This window comes from Allochromatium humboldtianum (genome assembly GCF_013385175.1).
In the GTDB taxonomy this organism is placed as follows: Bacteria; Pseudomonadota; Gammaproteobacteria; order Chromatiales; family Chromatiaceae; genus Thermochromatium; species Thermochromatium humboldtianum.
Genome location: NZ_JABZEO010000007.1, coordinates 119,691 through 143,081, shown reverse-complemented (window position 1 = coordinate 143,081; position 23,391 = coordinate 119,691). Strand labels below are relative to the sequence as shown.

General features: G+C 66.9%; 21 protein-coding genes. 14 read left to right on the top strand and 7 right to left on the bottom strand.

All coding sequences use genetic code 11. The annotated features are described in order from the left end of the window. The 14 genes from flhF (at nt 1) to HW932_RS12020 (ending at nt 16,311) form a co-directional block, all read left to right on the top strand. The gene (flhF, locus tag HW932_RS12085) at nt 1-1,293 is read left to right on the top strand and encodes a flagellar biosynthesis GTPase FlhF (protein ID WP_176976741.1); all 1,293 of its coding nucleotides are present in this window, start codon (nt 1-3) and stop codon (nt 1,291-1,293) included. Beyond that, nucleotides 1,280-2,107 carry a MinD/ParA family protein gene (locus HW932_RS12080; RefSeq protein ID WP_176976740.1) on the top strand — a complete coding sequence of 276 codons (828 nt, stop codon included), beginning with the start codon at nt 1,280-1,282 and terminating at the stop codon, nt 2,105-2,107. The genes flhF and HW932_RS12080 overlap by 14 nt, the downstream gene beginning before the upstream one ends. Further along, nucleotides 2,107-2,853: an RNA polymerase sigma factor FliA gene (locus HW932_RS12075; RefSeq protein ID WP_176976739.1), complete on the top strand. Its 747-nt coding sequence runs from the start codon at nt 2,107-2,109 to the stop codon at nt 2,851-2,853. Before HW932_RS12080 ends, HW932_RS12075 begins: the two co-directional genes overlap by 1 nt. 48 nt (nt 2,854-2,901) lie before the next feature. Continuing rightward, nucleotides 2,902-3,282, top strand: a complete 381-nt coding sequence (cheY, locus tag HW932_RS12070) for a chemotaxis response regulator CheY (protein WP_176976738.1) — start codon at nt 2,902-2,904, stop codon at nt 3,280-3,282. 3 nt (nt 3,283-3,285) lie between these two features. Beyond that, on the top strand, nt 3,286-4,050 hold the full coding sequence (locus HW932_RS12065) for a protein phosphatase CheZ (protein ID WP_176976737.1): 765 nt from the start codon (nt 3,286-3,288) through the stop codon (nt 4,048-4,050). A 26-nt stretch (nt 4,051-4,076) separates the two neighbouring features. After that, nucleotides 4,077-6,227, top strand: coding sequence for a chemotaxis protein CheA (locus tag HW932_RS12060; RefSeq protein WP_176976736.1), 2,151 nt, complete (start codon nt 4,077-4,079; stop codon nt 6,225-6,227). Beyond that, complete coding sequence (locus tag HW932_RS12055; protein WP_176976735.1) at nt 6,224-7,312, top strand: protein-glutamate methylesterase/protein-glutamine glutaminase; 1,089 nt, start codon at nt 6,224-6,226, stop codon at nt 7,310-7,312. The genes HW932_RS12060 and HW932_RS12055 overlap by 4 nt, the downstream gene beginning before the upstream one ends. A gap of 3 nt (nt 7,313-7,315) precedes the next feature. Continuing rightward, nucleotides 7,316-8,059, top strand: a complete 744-nt coding sequence (locus HW932_RS12050; protein ID WP_176976734.1) for a flagellar motor protein — start codon at nt 7,316-7,318, stop codon at nt 8,057-8,059. A 9-nt stretch (nt 8,060-8,068) separates the two neighbouring features. Further along, the gene (motD, locus tag HW932_RS12045; RefSeq protein ID WP_176976733.1) at nt 8,069-8,986 is read left to right on the top strand and encodes a flagellar motor protein MotD; all 918 of its coding nucleotides are present in this window, start codon (nt 8,069-8,071) and stop codon (nt 8,984-8,986) included. Nucleotides 8,987-9,036: 50 nt separating this feature from the next. Next, nucleotides 9,037-9,519 (top strand): chemotaxis protein CheW, encoded by a 483-nt coding sequence (locus HW932_RS12040; protein WP_176976732.1) that lies wholly within the window; start codon nt 9,037-9,039, stop codon nt 9,517-9,519. Nucleotides 9,520-9,623: 104 nt separating this feature from the next. Next, nucleotides 9,624-10,055, top strand: a complete 432-nt coding sequence (locus HW932_RS12035; RefSeq protein ID WP_176976731.1) for a hypothetical protein — start codon at nt 9,624-9,626, stop codon at nt 10,053-10,055. A 9-nt stretch (nt 10,056-10,064) separates the two neighbouring features. Further along, complete coding sequence (locus HW932_RS12030; RefSeq protein WP_176976730.1) at nt 10,065-10,532, top strand: DUF2802 domain-containing protein; 468 nt, start codon at nt 10,065-10,067, stop codon at nt 10,530-10,532. 80 nt (nt 10,533-10,612) lie between these two features. Beyond that, nucleotides 10,613-13,750, top strand: a complete 3,138-nt coding sequence (locus tag HW932_RS12025; protein WP_176976729.1) for a glycosyltransferase — start codon at nt 10,613-10,615, stop codon at nt 13,748-13,750. Further along, nucleotides 13,747-16,311 (top strand): glycosyltransferase, encoded by a 2,565-nt coding sequence (locus tag HW932_RS12020; RefSeq protein WP_176976728.1) that lies wholly within the window; start codon nt 13,747-13,749, stop codon nt 16,309-16,311. The genes HW932_RS12025 and HW932_RS12020 overlap by 4 nt, the downstream gene beginning before the upstream one ends. Nucleotides 16,312-16,318: 7 nt before the next feature. On the opposite strand, the gene HW932_RS12015 is transcribed toward HW932_RS12020, so the two are convergent. From HW932_RS12015 to ubiH, 7 genes are all read right to left on the bottom strand, one after another. Next, a complete protein-coding gene (locus HW932_RS12015) occupies nt 16,319-17,674 on the bottom strand; it encodes a PAS domain-containing protein (RefSeq protein WP_176976727.1) in 1,356 nt (451 codons plus the stop codon). 9 nt (nt 17,675-17,683) lie between these two features. Beyond that, nucleotides 17,684-18,343 (bottom strand): ribosome biogenesis GTP-binding protein YihA/YsxC, encoded by a 660-nt coding sequence (gene yihA / locus HW932_RS12010; RefSeq protein ID WP_176976726.1) that lies wholly within the window; start codon nt 18,341-18,343, stop codon nt 17,684-17,686. A gap of 60 nt (nt 18,344-18,403) precedes the next feature. After that, nucleotides 18,404-18,889, bottom strand: a complete 486-nt coding sequence (moaC, locus tag HW932_RS12005; RefSeq protein WP_176976725.1) for a cyclic pyranopterin monophosphate synthase MoaC — start codon at nt 18,887-18,889, stop codon at nt 18,404-18,406. Nucleotides 18,890-18,892: 3 nt separating this feature from the next. After that, the gene (gene ppa, locus HW932_RS12000) at nt 18,893-19,441 is read right to left on the bottom strand and encodes an inorganic diphosphatase (RefSeq protein WP_176976724.1); all 549 of its coding nucleotides are present in this window, start codon (nt 19,439-19,441) and stop codon (nt 18,893-18,895) included. Nucleotides 19,442-19,536: 95 nt separating this feature from the next. Next, complete coding sequence (locus HW932_RS11995; protein WP_176976723.1) at nt 19,537-20,790, bottom strand: diphosphate--fructose-6-phosphate 1-phosphotransferase; 1,254 nt, start codon at nt 20,788-20,790, stop codon at nt 19,537-19,539. Nucleotides 20,791-20,865: 75 nt separating this feature from the next. Further along, nucleotides 20,866-22,149: a UbiH/UbiF/VisC/COQ6 family ubiquinone biosynthesis hydroxylase gene (locus tag HW932_RS11990; protein ID WP_176976722.1), complete on the bottom strand. Its 1,284-nt coding sequence runs from the start codon at nt 22,147-22,149 to the stop codon at nt 20,866-20,868. Next, nucleotides 22,142-23,374 carry a 2-octaprenyl-6-methoxyphenyl hydroxylase gene (gene ubiH / locus HW932_RS11985; protein WP_176976721.1) on the bottom strand — a complete coding sequence of 411 codons (1,233 nt, stop codon included), beginning with the start codon at nt 23,372-23,374 and terminating at the stop codon, nt 22,142-22,144. The genes HW932_RS11990 and ubiH overlap by 8 nt, the downstream gene beginning before the upstream one ends. Nucleotides 23,375-23,391 lie beyond the last annotated feature (17 nt).

Here is a 23,391-nt window from a genome sequence, read left to right as displayed (position 1 = left end):
ATGAATGTACGGCGCTATCAGGCAAAGAACATGCAGGACGCCATGCGCCAGGTGCGTGAGCAGCAGGGACCGGACGCGGTGATTCTGTCGAGCCGTCGCGTCGATGGCGTGCTGGAGGTCGTGGCCGCCATGGAGGTTCCGACCGAGCCGAGCGCACCGGCACGCCCCAGTATGTCACGCTCCATGCGCACGGCGGCGGCCGATTCCGATCTGGCCGCGATGCGCCGCGAACTGCGCGATCTGCGCGCCCTGCTGGCGCAACAGCAGGCGCTGAGCGAACGCGATCAATGGGCTGTGCGTCATCCGCTGGCCGCCGGGATCATCGAACGGCTGGTCGAGTGCGGATTCGACGAGTCACTGGCGCGCTCGCTCATCGGCGGTCTCCAGGAGGATCAGACGTCTGAGGAAGCCTGGAGCCGTCTGCGGACCCGTCTCGCCGCCTCGGTCGCGAGCGTGCAGCCCGGCGTGCTTGAACGCGGCGGTGTGCTGGCGCTCGTCGGTCCCACAGGCGCGGGCAAGACCACCACCCTGAGCCGGCTGGCGCTGCACCGTATTCGTCGCCTGGGGCCGGACTCCGTGACCCTGGTCACTTTCGACCGTCAGCGCATCGGCGCTCACAAGCAGCTCCAGGCCTTCGGCCAGATGGCCGGCGTGCCGGTCATCCTGCTGGAGAACGAACGCGATCTGCTCAATCTGGCCAATCGCACGGCCGGCGATCATCTCATCCTCGTCGACACCGAGGGACGCTCGGCGCGCGATGCCGCCGAGCGCAAGCTCTTCGCCCAGATCCGCCATCTGGTCGAGATCGAGACCTGGCTGGTGATTCCGGCGACCCATCAGGCCGGGGTGCTGCGTCAGGTGCTCAAGGCCTTCCAGAGCTGCGAACCCTCGGCCCTGGTGCTGACCAAGATCGACGAAGCCGAACGGCTCGGCGAGATCCTCTCGGTGCTGCTGGAACAGCATCTGGGGCTGGTCTTCCAGAGCGACGGCCAGCGCATCGAGGAAGACTTCCACAAGGCCGACACGGCACATCTGACGCGGCTGGCGCTGGGCGAGCCGAGTCCGCGACTCCAGCCGCGCGCGCAGGTCGAGAGCGCCCCCGTCAGGATCGAGAACCCCTGGTTCGCGCCGCGCGACGAGTCCGCGCCCGCCCGGTCCGAGTCCTATTCCAGACCTTCGACACCCAAGACCCCGACTGCGTGGACGGCGCCCGCCCAGGGCGTCATGACACGCGACAGCCTGGTGCTGGAGTCCGTGGTCCCCTTCAGGAAATCCGTGCATGCAGCCTACTAGGAACCGGCCCTTTCAGAGCATCGCCATCGCCAGCGGCAAGGGCGGCGTCGGCAAGACCAATGTCGCGGTCAATCTGTCCGTGGCCCTGGCCCGGCTGGGACGCAACGTCATGCTCTTCGACGCCGATCTGGGCTTGGCCAACGCCGATCTGATGCTAGGATTACGCCCGACCAAGACCCTGCACGATCTGGTCGCCGGGCGCGTCGAGAACCTGGAGGACGTCCTGCTCCCAGGGCCGGACGGGTTGCTGCTGGTGCCCTCGGCCTCGGGCATCGGGTCCATGGCCAACCTGACCCCGGCGGAACATCTGGGCCTGATCCGCGCCTTCAGCAGCTACGACAAGCCGCTCGACATCCTGGTCGTCGACACGGCCGCCGGCGTCCATGACTCGGTCACGAGCTTCTGCAAGGCCGTGCAGCAGGTGTTCGTGGTGGTCTGTGACGAACCGGCGTCCTTGACAGATGCCTACGCACTGATCAAGGTTCTACATCAGGAGCACGGGGTGCGTCGTTTTCGGATAATCTGCAACATGCTACGCGACATCGAATCCGGTCAGCGTCTGATGCGCAAACTCTCGGCCGTCTGTGCCAGCTATCTGCCGGACGTGGTGCTGGAGACGGCGGCCATGATCCCGATGGACGAAAAGCTGCGTCTGGCGGTGCAGAAGCGCCAGCCGGTGGTCAGCCTCTATCCGGGCAGTCCGGCCGGGCGCGTCTTCAACGATCTGGCACGCCGGATCGACGCCGCGCGCGGCGGCGCCACCGATGTCGGCGGCATCGGCTTCTTCGTCGAGCGTCTGCTGCAAGGCGCCTGATGATCCGTGGCCGCTCTCGGATGGGGTACGCGAGCGCCGGGGACGAGGCGGGGCGGCTGGTGTCCGAGCATGTCGACCTGGTGCGGCGCATCGCGCATCATCTGGCGGCGCGGCTGCCGGCCTCGGTGCAGGTCGAGGATCTGATACAGTCCGGCATGGTCGGTCTGATCGAGGCCGCGCGCCAGTTCCAGCCGGGGCAGGGCGCGACCTTCGCCACCTATGCCGGCATCCGGGTGCGCGGGGCCATGATCGACGAACTGCGACGCGCCGACTGGACGCCGCGCTCGGTGCATCGCAACAGCCGGCGCATCGCCGAGGCGATCCATCAGGTCGAGGCGCGCGAGGGGCGCGCAGCCAATGATCGCGAGATCGCCGAGACGCTCGGCGTCACACTCGACGACTATCATGGCATGTTGCAGGATAGCGCCAGTTGCCAGATCCTTGGGCTGGAGGATCTGTTCGGCGAGGACGCCGACAGCGACCGGCTGCTGCCGGGAACGAGCGCCATGCCGACCGAGCAGGTCGAGCGCGAGCAGTTCGCCGCGGCCCTGGCCGAGGCGCTGGCCGGCCTGCCGGAACGCGAGCGTCTGGTGCTCGCGCTCTATTATGATGAGGAACTCAATCTGCGTGAGATCGGAGCCGTCCTCGACGTCACCGAGTCGCGCGTGAGCCAGATTCGCAGTCAGGCCCTGCATCGTCTGCGGGGCCGTTTGAACGACTGGACCCAAGCAGGGCCGGACGCCTGATTCTCAAACCAAAACAGATTCCATGTGGAGCGTTGCGTGGACAAAGGCATGAAAATCCTCATCGTGGACGACTTCTCCACCATGAGACGCATCATCAAGAACCTGCTGCGTGAGCTGGGGTTCAACAACACCATGGAAGCCGACGACGGCAGCACCGCGTTGCCGATGCTCAAGGGCGGCGGTTTCGACTTCCTGATCACCGACTGGAACATGCCCAACATGGAGGGCATCGCGCTGCTCAAGGCGGTGCGCGCCGATCCCGCGCTCAAGTCGCTGCCGGTGCTCATGGTGACGGCCGAGGCCAAGCGCGACCAGATCGTCGAGGCCGCCCAGGCCGGCGTCAACGGCTATATCGTCAAACCCTTCACCGCCGAGACCCTGAAGGAAAAGATCGACAAGATCTTCGAGCGCCTCGACGCGCAGGGATGAGCAATGGACAACGATGAAGAACGCCTGAGTCTCCAGCTGGAGTTGGCTCGTCGTCTGGTCGAGCGACTGGAGGCCGGGGATCCGGGCGGGGCCGACGAGATCATCCGCCAGTTGCGTCTGCCCTACGAGCGCGAACTCTTCGACGAACTCGGCAAGCTCACGCGCGACCTGCACGAGGCGCTCAACAGCTTCCGAGGCGACTCGCGCCTGATCGAACTGACGCGCGACGAGATCCCGGACGCCAAGGAGCGTCTGAACTACGTCGTCTCCATGACGGAACAGGCGACGCATCGCACGCTCAACGCGCTCGACGAATCCATGCCCATCGCTGAGTCGCTCCACGAGCGCTCGGCGACGCTGCACGAGCAATGGAACCGTTTTCGCAATCGCGAACTGTCAGTCGACGAGTTCCGCGAGCTGGCGCGCGAGCTCGACGACTTCCTGACCCGGAGCGGTCAGGAGACCGAGCGGCTCAAGTCGCTGATGTCCGAGATCCTGATGGCCCAGGACTATCAGGATCTCACTGGACAGATCATCCGCCGCGTCATCCGTCTGGTGCAGGAGGTCGAGGAGAATCTGGTCGGACTCATTCGTCTGTCGAGCGCCCGGATGGATCTGCCCAAGGCCGCCAAGCCGGCTGCGGACGAGTCCGCATCACCCGAGACGCGCGGTCATGGTCCGATCGTGCCCAATACTCAGGACGCGGTCGCCGAGGTCGTCACCAGTCAGGACGACGTGGACGCGTTGCTCTCCAGCCTGGGCTTCTAGCCCATCGACCCCCAGGGTGATCATGCATGGCAATCGATCCGAACGATGAGATCCTCCAGGACTTTCTGGTCGAGGCCGGTGAACTGTTGGAGGCGCTCAACGAGCAGCTGATCGATCTGGAACAGAATCCCGACGATCGCAACCTGCTCAATGCGGTCTTCCGCAGCTTCCATACCATCAAGGGCGGTGCGGGCTTCCTCAATCTCAACGCCCTGGTGGTGGTCTGTCATCATGCCGAGGACGTCTTCAATCTGTTGCGCAATGGCGAGCGCCGCATCGATCCGGTGCTCATGGACGTGGTGCTGCGCGTGCTCGACGTGCTCAACGTCATGTTCGGCGATCTCAAGTCGGGGCGTGAACCCGAGCCGGCTCCACCCGCGCTGATCACGGATCTGGCGGCACTCGCCGTCCCGGATGCCGCCGGGACGAACGCGCTCGAACCCGTGCCGGAGTCCGTACCCGAACCGCCGCCCGTCGCCGTACCTGAGCCCCCCAGTGCCCCACCATCAGACGAATCGACGCCACCGTCCGCCATCGAGGCCGAGTCCACGACGGAGTCGGTCGACGAGATCAGTGAGGCCGAGTTCGAGGCCCTGCTCGATGCGCTCTCGGGTCAGCCGTCTGCATCGTCACCCGACGCCGTCCCCGAGCCGCCGGCGCCGGCCGAGTCCGAGCCGCCCAAGGCTGTTTCTGCGTCCGAGGAGTCGACCGGCGCCAATGACTTGATCACGGACGATGAGTTCGAATCACTGCTCGACCAACTGCATGGCTCGGAAGCGGCGAAACCCGTCGAGCCGGTTGCTCAGGCCGAGCCGTCCAAGCCGAGTCCGCCGCCGGCTCCGATCCCGAGCAGTCAGCCCAGCCGTCCGGCGGTCGGCGCCCCATCCAGCCCTCCCGCGCCGTCCGTCGATCCCGAGGCCGCCAAGGCCCAGCGCGCGGCCGCCGCACCTGCCGGCGAGACATCCGTGCGGGTCGACACCCAGCGGCTCGACGAAATCATGAACCTGGTCGGCGAACTGGTGTTGGTGCGCAATCGGTTGAGCATGCTGCGCGTGCGCACCGGCGACGAAGAGATCGGCAAGGCGATCGCCTCGCTGGCGCTCGTGACCTCGGACTTGCAGTCGGCGGTCATGAAGACCCGCATGCAGCCGGTCAAGAAGGTCTTCAGCCGCTTCCCGCGCGTGGTGCGCGATCTGGCGCGCAATCTCGGCAAGGAGATCGAGCTGGAGACCTTCGGCGAGGAGACGGATCTCGACAAGAACCTGGTCGAGGCGCTCGCCGATCCTCTGGTCCATCTGATCCGCAACGCGGTCGACCACGGCATCGAGATGCCCGATGTGCGCGAGGCCGCCGGCAAGCCGCGCCGGGGTACCGTGGTGCTGGGCGCCGCCCAGGAGGGCGATCACATCTCGCTGCTGATCCAGGACGACGGGCGCGGCATGGATCCCGAGAAGCTGCGCGCCAAGGCCGTCGAGAAGGGGTTGCTCGATCCCAGTCAGGCCGAGCGGCTGTCGACGCGCGAGTGTTTCGACCTGATCTTCATGGCCGGCTTCTCGACCAAGGAGGAGATCTCGGACGTCTCCGGGCGCGGGGTCGGCATGGACGTGGTCAAGACCCGGATCGCCCAGCTCAATGGCACCGTCGAGATCGACTCCAAACTCGGAGTCGGCACCAAACTCAATGTCAAACTGCCGCTGACGCTGGCCATCCTGCCGGCGCTCATGGTCATCCTCGACGGACGGCGTTTCGCCATCCCGCTGGCCTCGGTCTCGGAGATCCTGGATCTGGATCTCACGCGCACGCATTTCGTCGATGATCAGGAGGCCATCATGGTGCGCAACCATGCCTTGCCGCTCTATTACGCCTTGCGCTGGTTGCATCCCTATCGTCTGGTCGAACCCAAGCCGGACTCGCACGTGGTCGTGGTCCATGTCGCTCAGCGCAAGATCGGTCTGGTCGTCGACGATCTGGTCGGTCAGGAGGAGGTCGTGATCAAGCCGCTCGGCAAGGGACTGCACGGCGTTCCCGGACTGGCCGGCGCGACCATCACGGGTGACGGCGGGATCGCACTCATCATCGACATTCCGGCGTTGGTTCGGCTCATGAGTCAGCCGGGGTACGGCGGACGGGCCTCACACGCGCAACAGCGGCTGGCCGAGACGGGGATGCCGGCATGAGTCTACGTGTCGTCGTGGTCGACGATTCCGGCTTCTTCCGCCGGCGCATCGTCGAGATCCTCAACGCGGACATCGGCATCGAGGTCGTGGGAACTGCCGCCAATGGCCAGGAGGCCATCGAGGTCGTCAAGCGTCTGAATCCGGACGTCGTCACCATGGACATCGAGATGCCGGTGATGGACGGTATCACGGCGGTACGCCGGATCATGGCCGAGTCGCCGCGTCCGATCCTGATGTTCTCGACCCTGACCACCGAGGGCGCCAAGGCGACGCTCGATGCGCTCGACGCCGGGGCCATGGACTTCCTGCCCAAGCGCTTCAGCGAGATGGCCAAGGACGAGGACTCGGCCAAGATCCTGCTGCGCCGACGGGTGCGTGCGCTGGGTCGAACCCGTTTCACGCGCCCGACGACTCCGGCGCCGCTCGATCGTCCCGCGCCGACCGGGGCGTCCCTGGGTTCGCCGTCGCGCACTGCCGCGCCGCCGCCGCGTCTCTCGCCGAGCGCCACGCCCCTCAACAGCCTGCGCGCGGTCCTGATCGGCACCTCGACCGGCGGACCCGTAGCGTTACAAGAAGTGCTCAAGGGACTGCCCAAGAACTTCCCGCTGCCGATCATCCTGGTCCAGCACATGCCGGCGAGTTTCACGCCCGCCTTCGCCGAGCGGCTGAACAACCTGTGTCAGATCGACGTCAAGGAAGCCGCCTCGGGCGATGTGCTCAAGCCTGGCAGTGCGCTGCTTGCGCCCGGCGGGGTGCAGCTCATTCTGGAAGGCGGCGCCCAGCCTCGGGTGCGCATCGAGGAGAGTCCGCCCGGCACCATCTACAAGCCGAGCGTCGACATCACCTTCAGATCCGCCGTCGCGGCCTTTCGCTCGCAGGTGCTGGCCGTGGTGCTGACCGGCATGGGCGCCGACGGGCGCGAGGGCGCACGCGAACTCAAGGCCAACGGCGCTCATGTCTGGGCGCAGGATGCGGCCAGTTGCGTGGTGTACGGGATGCCCGCCGCCGTGATCGACGCGGGTCTGGCCGATCAGATCCTGCCGCTCAAGGAGGTCGGGCCGGCCTTGGTCAAGGGTTTCTGTTGAGCCATGGACATCCTGAGCCTGATCGGGCTCTTGTTCGGACTCGTAGCCATCCTCGGCGGCGTCGTCGCCAAGGGCAGCTCGGTGGAAGCGCTGTGGAATCTGGCGGCTTTCCTGATCGTGGTGGTCGGCACCCTGGGCGCGACCCTGGTGCAGACCCGGGTTCCGGTCTTCCTGCATGCCTTCAGGATGTTCCCCTGGGTCTTCAAGCCGCCGCTCCTGGAGCCGAAGCGCATGATCAAGCGCATCGTCGAGTGGTCGCAGCTCTCGCGCAAGGAGGGGCTGCTCGGGCTGGAGGATCGCTCCAACAAGGAGCCGGACCCCTTCGTGCGCAAGGGGCTGCAACTCCTGGTCGACGGCGCCGAGCCGCAGACGCTGCGTCAGATCCTGGAGTCCGATCTCGACAACAGCGAGGCCTTCGATCTCCAGGGGGCGCGCGTCTTCGAGAGCATGGGGATCTACTCGCCCACGCTCGGCATCATCGGCGCGGTCATGGGGCTGATGGCGGTGATGCAGAATCTGGCCGAGCCGAGCAAACTCGGGCAGGGCATCGCGGCGGCCTTCGTCGCCACCATCTATGGCGTGGGCCTGGCCAACCTCTTCTTCCTGCCGGTGTCCAACAAGCTGAAATCCGTCGTCCAGGCGCGCGTCACCCATCAGACCATGCTGCTCGAAGGGCTGGTCGCGATCGCCGAAGGCGAGAATCCGCGTAACATCGAGAACAAGCTCAACGGCTTCATTCAGGGGTGAGTCGAGACCATGGCGCGGCGCAAGCGGCACGAGGAGCACGTCAATCACGAGGCCTGGGCCATCCCCTATGGCGACCTGGTGACGCTGCTGATGGCCTTCTTCGTGGTCATGTATGCCGTCTCCGTGGTGGATGCCGGCAAGTACAGCGTGCTCTCCGAGTCCCTGATCGAGGCGTTCGGCGCGCAGGCGGCCATGGATCCGATCCAGATCGGCGACCCGACCCTGGAGATGAATCCGGTCAGCGAGGACGTGCGCCGCTCACTCGCCCCGGTCGAGATCATCGCTCCGCGTCCGGCCGAGGAGGCGCCCGAGCCGGGTTTCGAGCCCTTCTCGCCGACCGATGTGGCGCTCGCCGCCCTCATCGGCGCGGCCACGGAGGAAGAGCGTGGGCGCATCATCGGCGAGATCCGGGAGATGTCTGAGGAATTGCAGGAGGCCATGGGGTCGCTGATCGAGGCCGGCAACATCGAGGTCAAGCGCCAGCCCTACTGGTTGGAGGTATCGATCAACAGCAATCTGCTCTTTTCCAGCGGCTCGGCGACACTGGAGCCGGCGGCGCGTCCGGCCCTGATCCGGGTCGCCCGACTGCTCGGGCGGCGCGACGTGCGCATCCATGTCGAGGGGCACACCGACGACCTGCCGATCAACAACACCATCTATCCGTCCAACTGGGAACTGTCCTCCGGGCGCGCGGCGACCGTGGTCAACCTGTTCGCCCAGAACGGCGTCGATCCCGAACGCATGGTCGCCATCGGCTACAGCCAGTTCCAGCCCGCCGACAGCAACGCCACCGAGGCGGGGCGGGCGCGCAACCGGCGGGTCGCCGTGATCGTGCTGCCCGGTCTCCAGGCCGCGCGATCGAGCGAGCGCGCCGAACCCGAGCGTCTGAAAACGGATCTGGAGGCCGGTATCGGACGCCTCCAGTGACGTCCGGGCGCCCCCAGCAAGCATTCAACGACGAACCGAGAACCGACACCATGACCCCATCCGATTTGCGGGCGAGCCAGCCGGGCGGCTCCTCGTCCTATGTGACCTTCAGTCTGGCCGACGAGACCTATGCCATCGACGTGCTCCAGGTCCAGGAGGTGCTCAAGCTCACCGAGATCGCGCCCGTCCCCGGCGTGCCCGACTACATCCTCGGCATCATCAATCTGCGCGGCGACGTCGTCACCGTGATCGATGCGCGCCGGCGTCTCTCGCTGCCGGTGCGCGAGCCGGACGAGGCCTCGCGCATCGTCATCATCGACGTCGACAACCAGAACATCGGCATCCTGGTCGACTCTGTGGCCGAGGTGGTCCAGATCCCGGCGGCGTCCATCGATCCGGCTCCTGCCGTCGGCAACGATCAGACCAGTCGCTTCATCCTGGGCGTCACCAGTTCCAACGACGGTCTGACCATCCTGATCGATCTCAACAAGCTGCTCTCCGACGAGGAGTGGGCGAGCCTGCGCGAGCTGTGAGGACGGCGTGAGCCGGTCCGTCGCGGTTCATGTTTCGGCACCGTCAGCCGATGAATCCAGTGACGGCCCAACGGGACGTACTCCAGTTTCAAGGGAGCGAAGCCATGAGCGAACCTACCAGAGATGTGGGACCGATCCAGTCCCAGACACCCTCACGGGCGCTGGGCGATGATCGCGAGCGCCGACTGGAACAGCAGCGCACCTGGCTGTTGCGTCGCCGGACCGACCGGCGCGGACAGCGCGAGGAGCGTCGTGGTGGCGAGCGCCGATTCGACGAGCGTCGGCTCGAAGAGCGGCGGACCCATGAGCGCCGCTCAGAGGACCGGCGCCTGGACGATCGTCCGGGCGGAGATCGGCGCGTGCGTGATCGCCGTCAGGCTGATCGGCGCCAGGTCGACCGACGGTCGGCCGATCGGCGGCTGGAGGATCGTCGTTCGAGGTCACGCGGCGCCGATGAGCAGCTGCCTGGACAGGCGAACGCTTCTACGCCGCGGATTCAGGGGCGGCGCCGTGGCCGCATCGACGACTATGCCTGAAGGATCGTGATGGATGTTTCGGCTCTGATTCAGGCCATTCGGATCGATCCGCTCTGGGTGGCGGCGCCGGCGCTGCTCGTCGCCTTGTCGGCCATCTGGCTGGCCGTGCGTCTGCGCACCCGGCTGCACGTCTTGGAGGAGCGCCTGCGCGAGCTGCGACACGATCGGCAGCAGACGGATACCGCGATCCTGGCCCTGCATGGCGCCATCAAGGCCGTGGCCGAGGACGTCATCGATCAGAGTCAGCATCAGTCCAGTGTCAGACGCGCCCTCGACCGGCTCGCCGATCAGCAGAGCGAGCTGCGTCTGCGCGATGTCGACGAGGGACTCTATGTCCAGGCCATCGAGCTGATCCGGCTCGGTCGCGGACGCGGCGAGGTCCGCAAGCTCTGCGGCCTGACTCAGGCCGAAGTCGATCTGCTCTTCAGTCTGCACGGCGCGAGCGTGGCGCGCGAGCATTCATCCGTCTCGCGCTGAATCCAGTCGTGGGCATGGTGTATCATCGATGACCCGATGATTCTCCATTGACCCATTCCAACGAGCGACGAGCCAGAGCGATGAGCCGCCCCAAGCAGGAACGATTCGACCCCACTGCCCATCCTCTCGTCTCGATCCTGATCCGCACCATGGGGCGCGCGACCCTGGCCGAGACGCTCGACTCGGTCGCGGCCCAGACCTATCCGCACATCGAGGTCGTGCTGATCGATGTCCGGGGCGCCCGCGAACTCGACACGCCGCGCTGTGGCGACCGTCCGCTCCGTCTGGTCTCCAGCGGCCAGCGTCTGGGACGCGGCGCAGCGGCCAACCTGGGCCTGGACTCGGCCCAGGGTGAGTTCCTGCTCTTCCTCGACGACGACGACTGGCTGCTGCCGGAACACGTCGCCGGTCTGGTCGAGGCGATCCAGTCGTGCGAGGGCGCCCTGGCGGCCTATGCCGGGATCGAGTGCCGGCGTCCGACGCCCGAGGGCGGCTGGGAGGTCGTGCACGTCTTCAACCAGCCCCATGATCCGCGGCGGCTCCTGTTCGAGAACTATCTGCCGATCCATGCCGTGCTCTTCGCGCGCTCACTGGTCGGTGAGTCGTTGCGCTTCGACGAGTCGCTGGAGGTCTACGAGGACTGGGACTTCTGGGTCCGGCTGAGCGCGCTCACGCCGCTGATCCACGTCGAGCGCGTGACGGGTGTCTACCGCATCCAGGGCGCGAGCGGTTTCGGTCTGCATCAGGACGACGAACGGCTGACGCGCGGGTTGGCGACCTTCTTCGACAAGTGGCGCACGCGCTGGACGACCGAGCAGGTGCTGGCTCTCGTCGACGCGGCCAAGCATCAACCCATGTATCTGGAGTTGCGTGAGCGGTGCGCGGCCGAGAATCGCACCCTGCTCGAACAGACCCACGAACTGCGGCAGGAGCGCGAGGACTGGAAGATCCGCCATGCACTCCTGGCAGCCGAGAATCGGGTGCTGGAGGCGCGGATCCAGGGGTTGCACGAGCGTATCCTGGGCGCCGAGTCGCGTGCGCGCGCGCTCGAATCCGCCCGACGTGCCGATCGCGAGCTACTCGACCTGCTCGGTGTCCAGTCTCTGCGCGACGCGGTCCAGTGTCGCGACGATCTGGAGCGTCATCGCTCGTGGCTGGGGCAGATCCTGTGGCTGACCGATCTCCTGATCTGGCCCATGCGCGCGCCCTATCGCTGGGCGCAGACAGCGCTGGCTCCACTCTCGGGTCCGGCCTCCCGACTCCGATCGCACGCAGAGCATCTGGTCGAGATCCTGCGCTTCCATGGACCCGTTCCTGTGGTGCGCACGTTCGCGGCCAAACTGAGTCGTGCGCATGGGCGAAGGTCGGCCGGGCTGGGCACGCTCTGGCAGGTCGCGCGCATCGCCGCGCTCGAGATCCGGCCCGAGCCGCACCCCCAGGTCGCTCTGCTGGTCGATCTCGACCGGATCTGTATCCACACCTTCTGGCTGCTCGAATCGCTGATCCGGAGCCGCTACACGCCGCCGTTCGAGCCGATCTTCCTGCATTCGCCCGGACACCCGATCGCCGAACTGCTCGATTGCCGGGCGCCCGAGGCGCGTCGTCTGGCGCTCGAACCGGGCGCTCCCATCGCGGACCGGCTCGCGTCCGTGCTCGAGGTTTCCACGGCCGACTGGATCCTGAATCTCGACTGTCTGGAGGCTCGTCCGCACGACTGGCTGTGGCGTCTTCTGCATGGGGCGCCTGAGGAGGATCAGGAGACGTCCATGGTCGGTGCGATCAGCCCCAAGCTGGTCGGCGCCGACGGTCGGTTGATCGAGGCCGGGCGGCGGCGTGCCCTGGACGGTACGCTCTGGCCGATCGGTGTCGGCGGCGATCCCCAGGCGCCCGAGTACAACTATCCGCGCACCCTCGACTCAGCCTCAGAAGTCGGGTTGCTGCTGAATCGGCGTGCCCTGGAGTCTGTGTTGAAGTCGGGCAGCCGCCCTGCCGACACGCCCGAACTCCTTGAGCGCCTGCGCGCCCAGGGGCGGACCATCCTCTACCAGCCCGAGGTGACGCTGGTGCGTCCCGACCAGGGGGCGGACACGACCGGCGCCGCGAACCGCGATCAGGGCCGCGTCCTGGTGATCGACGCCGTGATGCTGACCCCGGACCAGGATTCCGGCTCACTGCGCATGTTCAACCTGCTGGAGACCTTCCTAGCACTGGGCTGGCACACGGCCTTCGCGCCCTCCAACCTCGAATACGTCGAGCCCTATGGTCCTCGACTCCAGCGACGGGGTATCGAGGTGCTCACCGCACCCGGCATCGAGTCCATCCATGCCCATCTGCAGGCGCGTGGCGATGAATACGACCTGGTGATCCTGAGCCGGGCCAATGTCGCCGCCCAGTTCCTCGATGCGGTCCGGCAGTATGCGCCCCAGGCCGAGGTCTGGTTCGACACCGTGGATCTGCACTTCCTGCGCGAGCAGCGCGAGGCCGAACTCAAGAACGATCCGGCCGCACTCAAGCGCGCCGCTCAGCGCCGCCGCCAGGAACTCGACCTGATCGCGCGCACCGACCTGACCCTGGTGGTCAGCTCCGTCGAGCGCGAGCTGCTGGCGCGCGAGGCCCCCGAGGCGCAGCTGGAGATCCTGAGCAACATCCACGACCTCCATCCGACGCCAGCCGCTTTCGATGAGCGTGATGCCATCCTCTTCATCGGCGGGTTCAACCATGATCCCAACGTCGATGCCGTGCGCTACTACGTCGAGGAGATCCTGCCCCTGGTCGAGGCCGAACTCGGCCCGGTGCCGACCTTCGTCATCGGCAGCCGCCCGCCGCAGACGATCCGCGCCCTCGAGGACGCCGGGCGTGGACTGCACGTCACCGGCTATGTCGAGGACGTGACGCCCTATTTCGAGCGCGCCCGGCTGTCGATCGCGCCCCTGCGCTACGGGGCCGGGGTCAAGGGCAAGATCAACATGAGCATGGCCTATGGCGTGCCGGTCGTGGCCACGCCCTGCGCGGCCGAGGGCATGTCCCTGACCGCGGGGACCGACATCCTGATCGGCGAGGACGCCTCTGCCTTCGCCGCCGCCGTGGTCCGGCTCTATCGCGAGCCGTCGCTGTGGCAGCGGCTGGCGCACGCCGGGCTCGACAACATCGAGCAGCATTTCTCGCGCCGTGTCGCGCGCACCACCCTGGAACGGCTACTCACGGAGCGCGCCGCATGAAGATCCTGCTCATCACCCACGGCGAGCCGCTCGACCCCGAGCGCATCGCCTCCGGCAACAGTGTGCGCGCCCACGGGCTGGCGCTCGGACTCATCGCCGCCGGTCATGCCGTCGTGCAGGTCTATCCCGAGGCTCTGGGCGAGCCGACGCCTCTGATCGCCGAGCGCGGTCTGCGCGCGCGTCGCTATGCCGATCGCGAGACGCTGGCGGCCCTGATCGACGAGGAGGCGCCGGATGCGCTGATCCTGGGCTATTGGGAGCTGATCGAACTCCTGCCCGAGTCGCTCGCGGCGCCGATCGTGCTCGACGTGGTGGCGCCCAGGATCCTGGAGGCCATGTATCAGGAGCATCTGGATCTGGCCGACGAGGTGCGGCGCACGCTGGCCTGCTATCGGCGCGCCGACCGCTTCCTGGTCGGCAACCGGCGTCAGGCGAGCTTTCTGCTGCCCTGGCTGCTCCTGGCCGGATTCGACTGTCGCGCCGACGCTCCGATCGATGTGCTGCCCATCTCGGCGGGCTTCGAGCGCGTCGACCCCCTGACCTATTCCCCGGACACACGCCTGCGTCTGGTCGCCGGCGGGGTCTCCTGGCCCTGGCGCCGCACCGAGGACTGGCTCGATCCCCTGGTGTGGGCGCTGGAGCGTCACGGTCAGGGACGCGCTGGGCTGGTGATGTTCGCGGGCCACTATGTCTATGCCGCCGATCAGCCGCCGCTGGAACTCAGCGAGCGCGAGCGGATATGGCCCGAGTCGATCGTCGAGCGTCATGGACTCCTGCCCTATGGGGAGATGCGCGCCTATTTGCGCCGCGAGTGTCACATCGGGCTAGAGCTGGCCGACGCGAATCCCGAGCGCCGGCACAGTCAGTCCTTCCGCGCCATGGAGTTCCTGAGTCTGGGACTGCCGCTGATCTGCAACGGCTATACCGAGCTGGCCGAACTGGTGCGCGACTATGACGCCGGCTGGATCGTCGACCGGGTCGAGGACGTCGACGGGCTGATCGCCGCGATTCTGGAGCATCCCGAGTCGGTCGAACTCAAGTCGGCCAATGCGCTGCGGCTGGTCGAGGAACGCTTCCATTACAGTCGAACCATTCAACCTGTGCTCGATTTCCTGGCCGCGCCGGTCCGCGTCCGTCCGGGGGCGCCGCTGATCGATCTGGAGCCGCCCACGCCTCCCGTCCCTCCGAGCGTTGAGGAACCTGCCGCCGCGCCTCACGAGCCATCCGTCCGGACCCCAGAGGCCAGGGTTCCGCCACGAGGTTCCGCGCGGCTCAAAACCCTGGCACGCGCCGCGCTCGGTCGGGTGCGGCCCTGGCTCAAGCCGCTCGTGACGACCCTGACGCGCGGAATCGGCCGTCTCGGCCGGCGCCGCGCGGTGATCCTGGTCTCGCGCTCGGACATCCGACCGACCAACCATGGCGCGGCGGTCAAGATCGAGCGCACCGCCTGGGGCCTGTCGTTCGCGGTCGAGGCCGTCTATCTGATCAGCGAGGATCGCGTCCGCTATCACGAGGTGCGCCAGGGCCGGTTCGTCGAGCGCACCTTTCCGCGCTGGCTGAGTGCGCTCGGACCCGATCCGGAGCGGGTGCGCGCCTTTCTGCTCGACTCGGGCATCCCGGCCGACGACGCCTTTCTCTATCGTCCGACGGCCGACTGGAGCTTCATCGCGCGCACCCTCTATCTGGCCCTGCGTAGCGGCGCGCGCGTCTATCAGGCCGAGTTCCCCGCCTATGGGCGCGCGACCTGTTGGGCGCGCGATCTGCTGGGCGGACGCGCGCTCTTGGTCGAGCACAATGTCGAGTATCAGCGTCTGGCCGATCAGGCGCCGGATCTGTCCCGGCACGGCTATGAGATGCTGCGCAAGATCGAACTGGGCTGGTGCAACCGCTCGGATGCCGTCGTCGTCGTCTCCGAAGCCGACCGCCAGCGTCTGCTGGCTGATGGCGTGGCGCCCGAGCGTCTGCATCACATCCCGCACGGGGTCGATCTCGACGGCTTCGAGCGTGCAGCGCCTCTGGATCTCCACGCGCTCCACGGCATCCCGGCCGATCATGCCATCCTGGTCTATCACGGCATCTATCTCTATCCGCCGAACCTGGAGGCGATGGAGGTCATGGCGCACGAGATCCTGCCTCGGCTCGAACGTCTGGGCGTGGCGGTGACGGTACTGGCGATCGGCGCCCATCCGCCGGCGCGCGAACTCCATCCGCGTCTGCGTTTCACCGGGCCGGTCGAGTCGGTCGCGCCCTATCTGAAGGGGGCGGATCTGGCTGTGGTGCCCCTGCAGAAGGGCGGCGGCACGCGCATGAAGATCCTGGATTATTTCGCCGCCGGGCTGGCGGTGGTGAGCACCGCCAAGGGCGCCGAGGGCATCCCGATCACCTCGGGCGTCGAGGCTTTGATCGTCGACGACCACGACGCCTTCGCCCAGGCCGTGGCCGAGCTGTTGGCCGATCCCGAACGGCGGGTTCGGCTGGGCGCCGCCGCACGCGCCTTCGTTGCGCCGCTGGACTGGCGCGCCATCGCGGCGCGTTATCTGGAACTGGTCGATTCGGCCTGATCCGGCCTCAGTCGACGTCGGGCGCGGCCCCCTCGGCTCCCAGACGCGCGCGCTCCAGCTCGGCGATGCGCGTTCGCACCAGTTCCTCCAGATGGCGCCGATGCTCGTCCAGTTCCGCCTCGATGCGCTTGCGCTCGGTGATGTCGCGCCAGATCGCCGCCCAGTAGAGCCCCTGGCGGATGCTCAGCAGACGGTTGCTGACCAGCACATGACGGATCTCGCCGTTCTTGTGGCGGTGGCACGTCTCGAAATCGCCCTGTCCGGAACTATTGATCAGAGCGCGCCACTGGGCGATGCCGCGCGGCGAGAGATCGGCCTGGATGTCCGCAATGCCAAGTCGGGCGAATTCGGCCCGGCTGTAGCCCAGGGATCGGCAGGCGGCGTCGTTGAACTCGACGAAACGCAGCGTCCTGGCGTCGATCAGGACGATGCCGTCGGCGGCCTGATCGATGATGGCGCGATAGAGATCCTGAGTCTCGCGCAGCACGTCCGGGGTATCGTGACGCTCGGCGGTCTGGGGGCGCGTCTCGCTCACATGCCGATCGGCGAGGTCGCGCGCGATGCCCAGACAGCGCCCATCCTCGAGTGGCTGGAGTCTGAGATCGACCGGCGCCTCGGTTCGATCGGAGCGGAGCATCCGGACTTCGCCGTGCGCGGGCGCACCGGCCTGCACAGTCTCCATGAGTGCGGAGAAACGCGGCTGGTCGCGAGGCGCGATCAGGTCCGGCCAGCGTCTGCTGCCCAGGCCGGCGGCGTCGTGCCCGGTCAGGCGCAGGGCCGCCGGGTTGGCATACAGCAGTCCGGTGTCGGCCGCACTGATCCAGACCGCGTCCGCGATGGCATCGGCGAGCGTCCGGAAGTCGCGCTCGTGCTGGAGCATCTCGGTCTCGTCCATGACGTAACCGCGCAGCAGACGCGGTTCACCCAGATCGTCGCGATCCACGACCGTGAAGTCGTACAGCCGGCGGACCTGACCATCCGCGCGGACGATCCGGTAGCGTTGCTCCCAGGCGTCGCGTCCCTCGTTGAGATAGCGCACCACCTCGCCGGCGATCCGATCGACGTCGTCGCTGTGGATCAGCGCCATGTAATGGAAGCCCTCGCCCATCATCGACTCGGCCGGATAGCCGAAGATACGCACGACGTTCGGTGAGGCATGGCACACCGGCCAGCGCGACTCCGGACGCCAGACGAGCACCGCGACCGGGCCGCCGACGAACAGATCGCGCTCCCAGGCGAGCGTCTCGGCGTCGAGCCGCCGTGCCCGACGTCTGGGGCGGGCAGGGGGCGGCCGTTCGCCCGAAGCGGGCGGGTCATCCAATAAGCCGTATTCGATCATCGGCGGATGGTCGCTCGTGGCCATTGGATGCGGTCAGGTGGTCGGTGTCTGGAGGTCGAAGGCGCCGACGTGCAGCCAGCGATCCAGCGTGGCCTGGACCTGGGCGAGTCCCTGGCGCTCGGGGGCCGAGAAGAGCTGAACCTCGACCTGCCCGGAAGCGTCGGCCACCGCGCGCTCGACGGCCAGACGCGCCGCGCTGGCCGCGCCGCGCTTGAGCTTGTCGGCCTTAGTCAGCAGCAGCAGGATCGAGAGACCGGCACGCCGGCCCCAGGCGAGCATCTGACGGTCGTAGTCGGTCAGCGGATGGCGGATGTCCATGACGATCACCAGCCCGACGAGCGACTGACGGCTCTCCAGATAGTGCGAGAGATGGCGCTGCCATTCGAGCTTGATGCGCTCGGGCACCTTGGCGTAGCCATAGCCGGGCAGGTCGACCAGACGGCGCGTCTCGTCGAGCTCGAAAAAGATCAGTTGTTGGGTGCGGCCTGGAGTCTTGCTGGTCCGGGCCAGTGAGTTCTGGTGACAGATGGCGTTGATGGCGCTCGACTTGCCGGCATTGGAGCGTCCGGCGAAGGCGACCTCGCGTCCGGAATCGTCCGGAGCTTGGTGGAGCTGGACGGCGGCGGTGAGAAAGTGCGCGTTCTGATAGAGGGCGTGGAAGCGCGTCGGCGGGCGTGAACGGGTGTCGGTCATGGGTTCCGGATTCAGGCGAGTGACGGTCGTGACCACCGAAGCGGCGCGGGTGTAGGGGTATCAGGTCGAGTCCGGGGCCTCGCGTTGCCAGTGTCCGGAGCGTCCGCCCAGCTTCTCGACCAGTCGGACGTCGCTGATGCACATGCCCCGATCGACGGCCTTGCACATATCATAGATCGTCAGCAGGCTGATTTGCACCGCACAGAGCGCCTCCATCTCGACGCCGGTACGGCCAAGGGTCTCGACCGTGGCGCGGCAGCGGACGGCGGACGCATCGGCGACGGGCGTCAGTTCGATCTCGACGCGCGTGAGGCTCAACGGATGGCAGAGCGGGATGAGATCGGCCGTGCGCTTGGCGCCCATGATGCCGGCCAGCCGCGCGACCCCGAGCACATCGCCCTTGGCGTGTGCGCCCTGTTCGATCAGGGCCAGGGTCGCGGGCCGCATCCGGATCCACCCCTCGGCCAGGGCGCGCCGCACCGTCTCGGGTTTGGCGCCGACGTCGACCATGTGGGCCTCGCCGCTCGGGGTGAAGTGCGTCAGCATCGATCAGAAGGCCGGCTTCTCGGGCGCGTCCTCGAACATCTTGACGCTGGCCAGGATCTCCTGACAGGCCTCCTCACGATCGCCCCAACCGGCGATCCGCACCCACTTGCCTTCGTCGAGATCCTTGTAGTGCTCGAAGAAGTGCGCGATCTGGTCGAGCAGATGCTGCGGCATGTCGCGGAAGCTCTCGACCTGACGATAGCCCTTGTAGAGCTTGTCGATCGGCAGGGCCAGGATCTTGGCGTCGTCGCCCGATTCGTCGGTCATCTTGAGCACGCCGATCGGACGGCACTTGATGACCGAGCCCGGAATCAGCGGATAGGGCGTGACCACCAGCACGTCGACCGGGTCGCCGTCGGAGGACAGGGTATGCGGGACATAGCCGTAGTTGCAGGGATAGTGCATGGCGGTGGACATGAAGCGATCGACGAACATGGCGCCGGTCTCCTTGTCCATCTCGTACTTCACCGGCTCGGAGTGAGCCGGGATCTCGATGATGACGTTGAGGGCATGGGGGACGTTGTCCCCGCGCGAAACCTTGGACAGATCCATGAAAGGGCCTTTGAATGAGTCGGTCTGTGACGTTTTGCCGCCGAGGCGGCAGAAACGTCAATTATAGTCCAAACGGGTCTTGATAATCCCAATCCTTAAAGTTCGAACACGCTGAGCTTGCGTTCGACCGGGGCGTTTTTGAGCGTGACGTACTTGGGAAGACCGTGCTCGAAGGGCGGATAGTCCTCGCCCTGGATGAGCGGGATCAGATACTGCTTGCAGGCCGGGGTGATGCCGAAGCCGTCTGCGGAGATGAACTCGCGCGGCATGAACTTCTCGACGTTGGCGACCTCGGATAGCGGCGCCTCGCCGACCTCCCAGGCATAGGGATCGTTGCTCAGGCGCTTGACGGTGGGCATCACGGCATTGTGACCGGCGAGCGCGAACTCGACCGCCGCGCGACCCATCGCATAGGCCTGCTCGACATCGGTCTTGGAGGCCAGATGGCGTGCCGCGCGCTGGAGATAGTCGGCCACCGCCCAGTGGAACTTGTAGCCCGTGGCCTCCTTGACCATGTTGGCCACGACCGGCGCCGCGCCGCCGAGCTGGGCGTGTCCGAAGGCATCGCGCGTACCCTGTTCGGCCAGAAAGCGTCCGTCCGGATACTTGGCGCCTTCCGAGACCACCACGGTGCAATAACCGTACTGCTCGACCTTGGCCTTGACGGCGGCCAGGAAGCGTTCCTGATCGAACTCGATCTCGGGGAAGAGGATCAGCACCGGAATGCCGTGATCCTCGATCAGACCGCCGGCGGCGGCGATCCAGCCGGCGTGACGGCCCATGACTTCGAGCACGAAGACCTTGGTCGAGGTTTTGGCCATGGAGCGCACATCGTAAGACGCCTCCAGCGCTGAGGTCGCGATGTACTTGGCTACCGAGCCGAAGCCGGGGCAGTTGTCGGTGATCGGCAGATCGTTGTCCACGGTCTTGGGCACATGGATGGCCTGTACCGGATAGCCCAGACTCTCGGAGAGCTGCGAGACCTTGTAACAGGTATCGGCCGAGTCGCCGCCGCCGTTGTAGAAGAAGTAACCGATGTCGTGCGCCTTGAAGACCTCGATCAGCCGCTCGTACTCACGCCGGTTGGCTTCCAGACTCTTGAGCTTGTAGCGACAGGAGCCGAAGGCGCCGGAGGGCGTGTAGCGCAGCGCCGCGATGGCTTCATCCGACTCCTGGCTGGTATCGATCAGATCCTCGGTGAGCGCGCCGATGATGCCGTTGCGTCCCGCATAGATCTTGCCCATGCGCACCGAGTACAGGCGCGCGGTCTCGATCACGCCGCAGGCCGAGGCGTTGATGACGGCGGTCACGCCACCGGATTGGGCATAGAAGGCATTCTTGGCTGGCACGATGATTCCCCCTCGTTTCGTTGCAGTGGATGTTGAGCGGCTGGAAGCTGGAGACTGGACGCTGAAAGCCGAATCTTATACCGATCGCCCATGACGGTTCGGTTGCACGGTGCCGGCGACCTCAGGTCGCGGCGTACAGAGCTCATACCCGCCGCCGGCGCCGGGCTCGCGTCCGAGTCCAAGCGCCTGCTGCATGATCAACCGCTTGAGCGGCTCCAGGCGATCGGTCGCGTTCAGACCCAGTCCTCGCAGTCGCACCACGGCCGCTTCCTCGTGACCGAAGAAGCGCTTGAAGAGATCCATCGCCTGGAGCATGCGCTGGTTCTCACCGCGCCGCGTGCGCTCGTAGCGGCGCAGGGTCCAGAGTCCGGCGAGGTCGCGCCCGTGCGCCAGTCCGGTCTCCAGGGCCGAGATCAGGGCAGCGGCGTCCATGAAGCCGAGATTGACGCCCTGACCGGCGAGCGGATGGATGGCATGGGCCGCATCGCCGATGAGCGCGACGCCCGGACGTACATAGGTCTTGGCATGTTGCAGCCGTAGCGGAATGGCGACGCGCCGGCTGTCGAGCGTCAGGGCGCCGAGCTTCCGTTCGGAGGCGTCGGTCAGTGCGGCCGAGAAGGCCGCATCGTCGAGCGCCATGAGTTCGGCGGCACGCGCCTCGTCGGCCGACCACACGATCGAGCAGCGCCCGTCGGCCAGCGGCAGCAGCGCCAGCGGACCGGTCGGCAGGAAGCGCTGCCAGGCCGTCTCACGATGCCATTCGGCGGGCCGGGCATGGGCGACGATAGCGCGCTGGCCATAGTCCCAGCCCTCGGTCTCGATGCCGGCCAGGGTACGCACCAGTGAATCGCGTCCATCGGCGCCGACCAGCAGCCGGGCGGTGATCGCGCGACCGTCGCTGAGGATCAGGCGCGAGCCCTCAGCGTCGATCTCCAGGTCGACGATGCCCATCGGGCAGAAGAGCCGGACGTCATCGGTGTTTTCGAGGTGCTCCCACAGCACGCGCTGAATGACGCGATTTTCGACGATGTGACCCAGATCCGGCTCGCCGAGCGTCTGACTGTCGAAATGGATCCGGGCGCCGCTGAGCGCGTCCCAGACATACATCTCACGATAGGGACTCACCCCGAGTTCCTGGATGCTGCTCCAGACTTCGAGTCGTTCCAAGAGATACTGACTGGCTCGGTTCAGGGCCGAGACACGCGCATCGATCTCGCCGAGCGGCCAGCTGCGGACGGGCTCAAAGGATTCGACGACGGCGATCGAGCGTCCGTGACCCGAGAAGGCGGCGGCAAAGGCGGCGCCGACCATGCCGCCGCCGACCACGACCACATCGAAGTCTGTGCGAGTGTCAGACATGAGGCGTCTCCAACGGCAGACCACGGGCCAGTCGCGGCAGCGAGCCGTCGAGTCCCATGAAGCGTCGCGCCAGCCGCTGACGCGCGCCCGGCGCCAGATCCAGTCCCAGCAGTCCCAGATTGCGTGCGATGCGCACAGGACGCCAGGGCGCCACGAACAGCCGTGCCAGGGTATCGGTCAGCCGCGCGGTGTCGGACTGATCGCGTCCGCGCCAGCGCTTGTAGTCGGCGAGCGTGTTGGCTGAACCCGGATCCTGTCCGCATCGAGCCGCCTCGCCCAGCGCCTCGGCGAGCGCGGCGACATCGCGCAGACCCAGGTTGAAACCCTGACCGGCGACCGGATGCAGGGTGTGGGCGGCATTGCCGATCAGCACCAGACGCTCGTGGATGGTCTCGCGCACCAGCTTGAGCTTGAGCGGATAGGCCTGACGCGGCGAGGGCGCGCTCAGTCGTCCGAGACGCCAGCCGAAACGCGCTTGCAGACGGTCGATGAAATCAGCCTCGGTGAGCGAGAGCAGGTCGGCCGTCTCGGTCGGTCGGCAGGTCCAGACCACCGAATAGCGTCCGCCGGGCATCGGCAGCATGGCCAGGGGGCCGGTGTCGGTGAAGCGCTCGAAGGCCTGACCGGGGCAGGGTCGATCCGCCAGTACGGTGGTGACGACGGCGTCCTGCCCATAGTCGTGTCCATCGACCTGGAGTCCGAGCCGTTCGCGCACGCCGGAGTCACCGCCGTCGGCGGCCACCAGCAGACGGGTCGTGATGCGCCGGCGTTCGTCCCCGACCTGGATGTCCAGCGCGACGCCTGTGGGACCGACCTGATGATCGAGCAACCGGGCCGGGCGCAGGGTCTGGATGTTGGACGCCGGTTCGAGCGCTTCCTGGAGCGCCAGATCCATGGCGCGCGCCGGCGTCACATAGCCGAACGCCTCGACGCCGGCCTCATGGCGTTCGAGCCGGGTGAAGCCGCAGTGACCGCGATCCGAGATATGCACGCTCAGGATGGGTTCGGCCACGGGCGCGATGGCCGGCCAGACGCCGAGTCCGCCGAAGATGCGCCGACTGCCGAGCGACAGCGCAATCACGCGCTCGTCCGGGCTCGGTTTGTTCGAGGCACGCACGGGGGCCGACTCGATCACCGCCACCCGCAGCGGCAGTTCGCGTAGCGCGCCAGCCAGACTGCCGCCGACCAGACCGCCGCCCACGATCACCACGTCGAATTCCGCCATCGTCAACCCCTGTGTCA

Excerpts from the sequence above, each read along its gene's own strand:
- yihA (WP_176976726.1), bottom strand. The coding sequence starts at position 18,343 with ATGACCGACACCCGTTCACGCCCGCCGACGCGCTTCCACGCCCTCTAT.
- HW932_RS12055 (WP_176976735.1), top strand. The coding sequence starts at position 6,224 with ATGAGTCTACGTGTCGTCGTGGTCGACGATTCCGGCTTCTTCCGCCGG.
- HW932_RS12060 (WP_176976736.1), top strand. The coding sequence starts at position 4,077 with ATGGCAATCGATCCGAACGATGAGATCCTCCAGGACTTTCTGGTCGAG.
- ppa (WP_176976724.1), bottom strand. The coding sequence starts at position 19,441 with ATGGATCTGTCCAAGGTTTCGCGCGGGGACAACGTCCCCCATGCCCTC.
- HW932_RS12035 (WP_176976731.1), top strand. The coding sequence starts at position 9,624 with ATGAGCGAACCTACCAGAGATGTGGGACCGATCCAGTCCCAGACACCC.
- HW932_RS12080 (WP_176976740.1), top strand. The coding sequence starts at position 1,280 with ATGCAGCCTACTAGGAACCGGCCCTTTCAGAGCATCGCCATCGCCAGC.
- HW932_RS12050 (WP_176976734.1), top strand. The coding sequence starts at position 7,316 with ATGGACATCCTGAGCCTGATCGGGCTCTTGTTCGGACTCGTAGCCATC.
- HW932_RS11990 (WP_176976722.1), bottom strand. The coding sequence starts at position 22,149 with ATGTCTGACACTCGCACAGACTTCGATGTGGTCGTGGTCGGCGGCGGC.
- HW932_RS12030 (WP_176976730.1), top strand. The coding sequence starts at position 10,065 with ATGGATGTTTCGGCTCTGATTCAGGCCATTCGGATCGATCCGCTCTGG.
- HW932_RS12065 (WP_176976737.1), top strand. The coding sequence starts at position 3,286 with ATGGACAACGATGAAGAACGCCTGAGTCTCCAGCTGGAGTTGGCTCGT.
- HW932_RS12075 (WP_176976739.1), top strand. The coding sequence starts at position 2,107 with ATGATCCGTGGCCGCTCTCGGATGGGGTACGCGAGCGCCGGGGACGAG.
- HW932_RS12020 (WP_176976728.1), top strand. The coding sequence starts at position 13,747 with ATGAAGATCCTGCTCATCACCCACGGCGAGCCGCTCGACCCCGAGCGC.
- HW932_RS12040 (WP_176976732.1), top strand. The coding sequence starts at position 9,037 with ATGACCCCATCCGATTTGCGGGCGAGCCAGCCGGGCGGCTCCTCGTCC.
- cheY (WP_176976738.1), top strand. The coding sequence starts at position 2,902 with ATGAAAATCCTCATCGTGGACGACTTCTCCACCATGAGACGCATCATC.
- moaC (WP_176976725.1), bottom strand. The coding sequence starts at position 18,889 with ATGCTGACGCACTTCACCCCGAGCGGCGAGGCCCACATGGTCGACGTC.
- motD (WP_176976733.1), top strand. The coding sequence starts at position 8,069 with ATGGCGCGGCGCAAGCGGCACGAGGAGCACGTCAATCACGAGGCCTGG.
- ubiH (WP_176976721.1), bottom strand. The coding sequence starts at position 23,374 with ATGGCGGAATTCGACGTGGTGATCGTGGGCGGCGGTCTGGTCGGCGGC.
- flhF (WP_176976741.1), top strand. The coding sequence starts at position 1 with ATGAATGTACGGCGCTATCAGGCAAAGAACATGCAGGACGCCATGCGC.
- HW932_RS12015 (WP_176976727.1), bottom strand. The coding sequence starts at position 17,674 with ATGGCCACGAGCGACCATCCGCCGATGATCGAATACGGCTTATTGGAT.
- HW932_RS12025 (WP_176976729.1), top strand. The coding sequence starts at position 10,613 with ATGAGCCGCCCCAAGCAGGAACGATTCGACCCCACTGCCCATCCTCTC.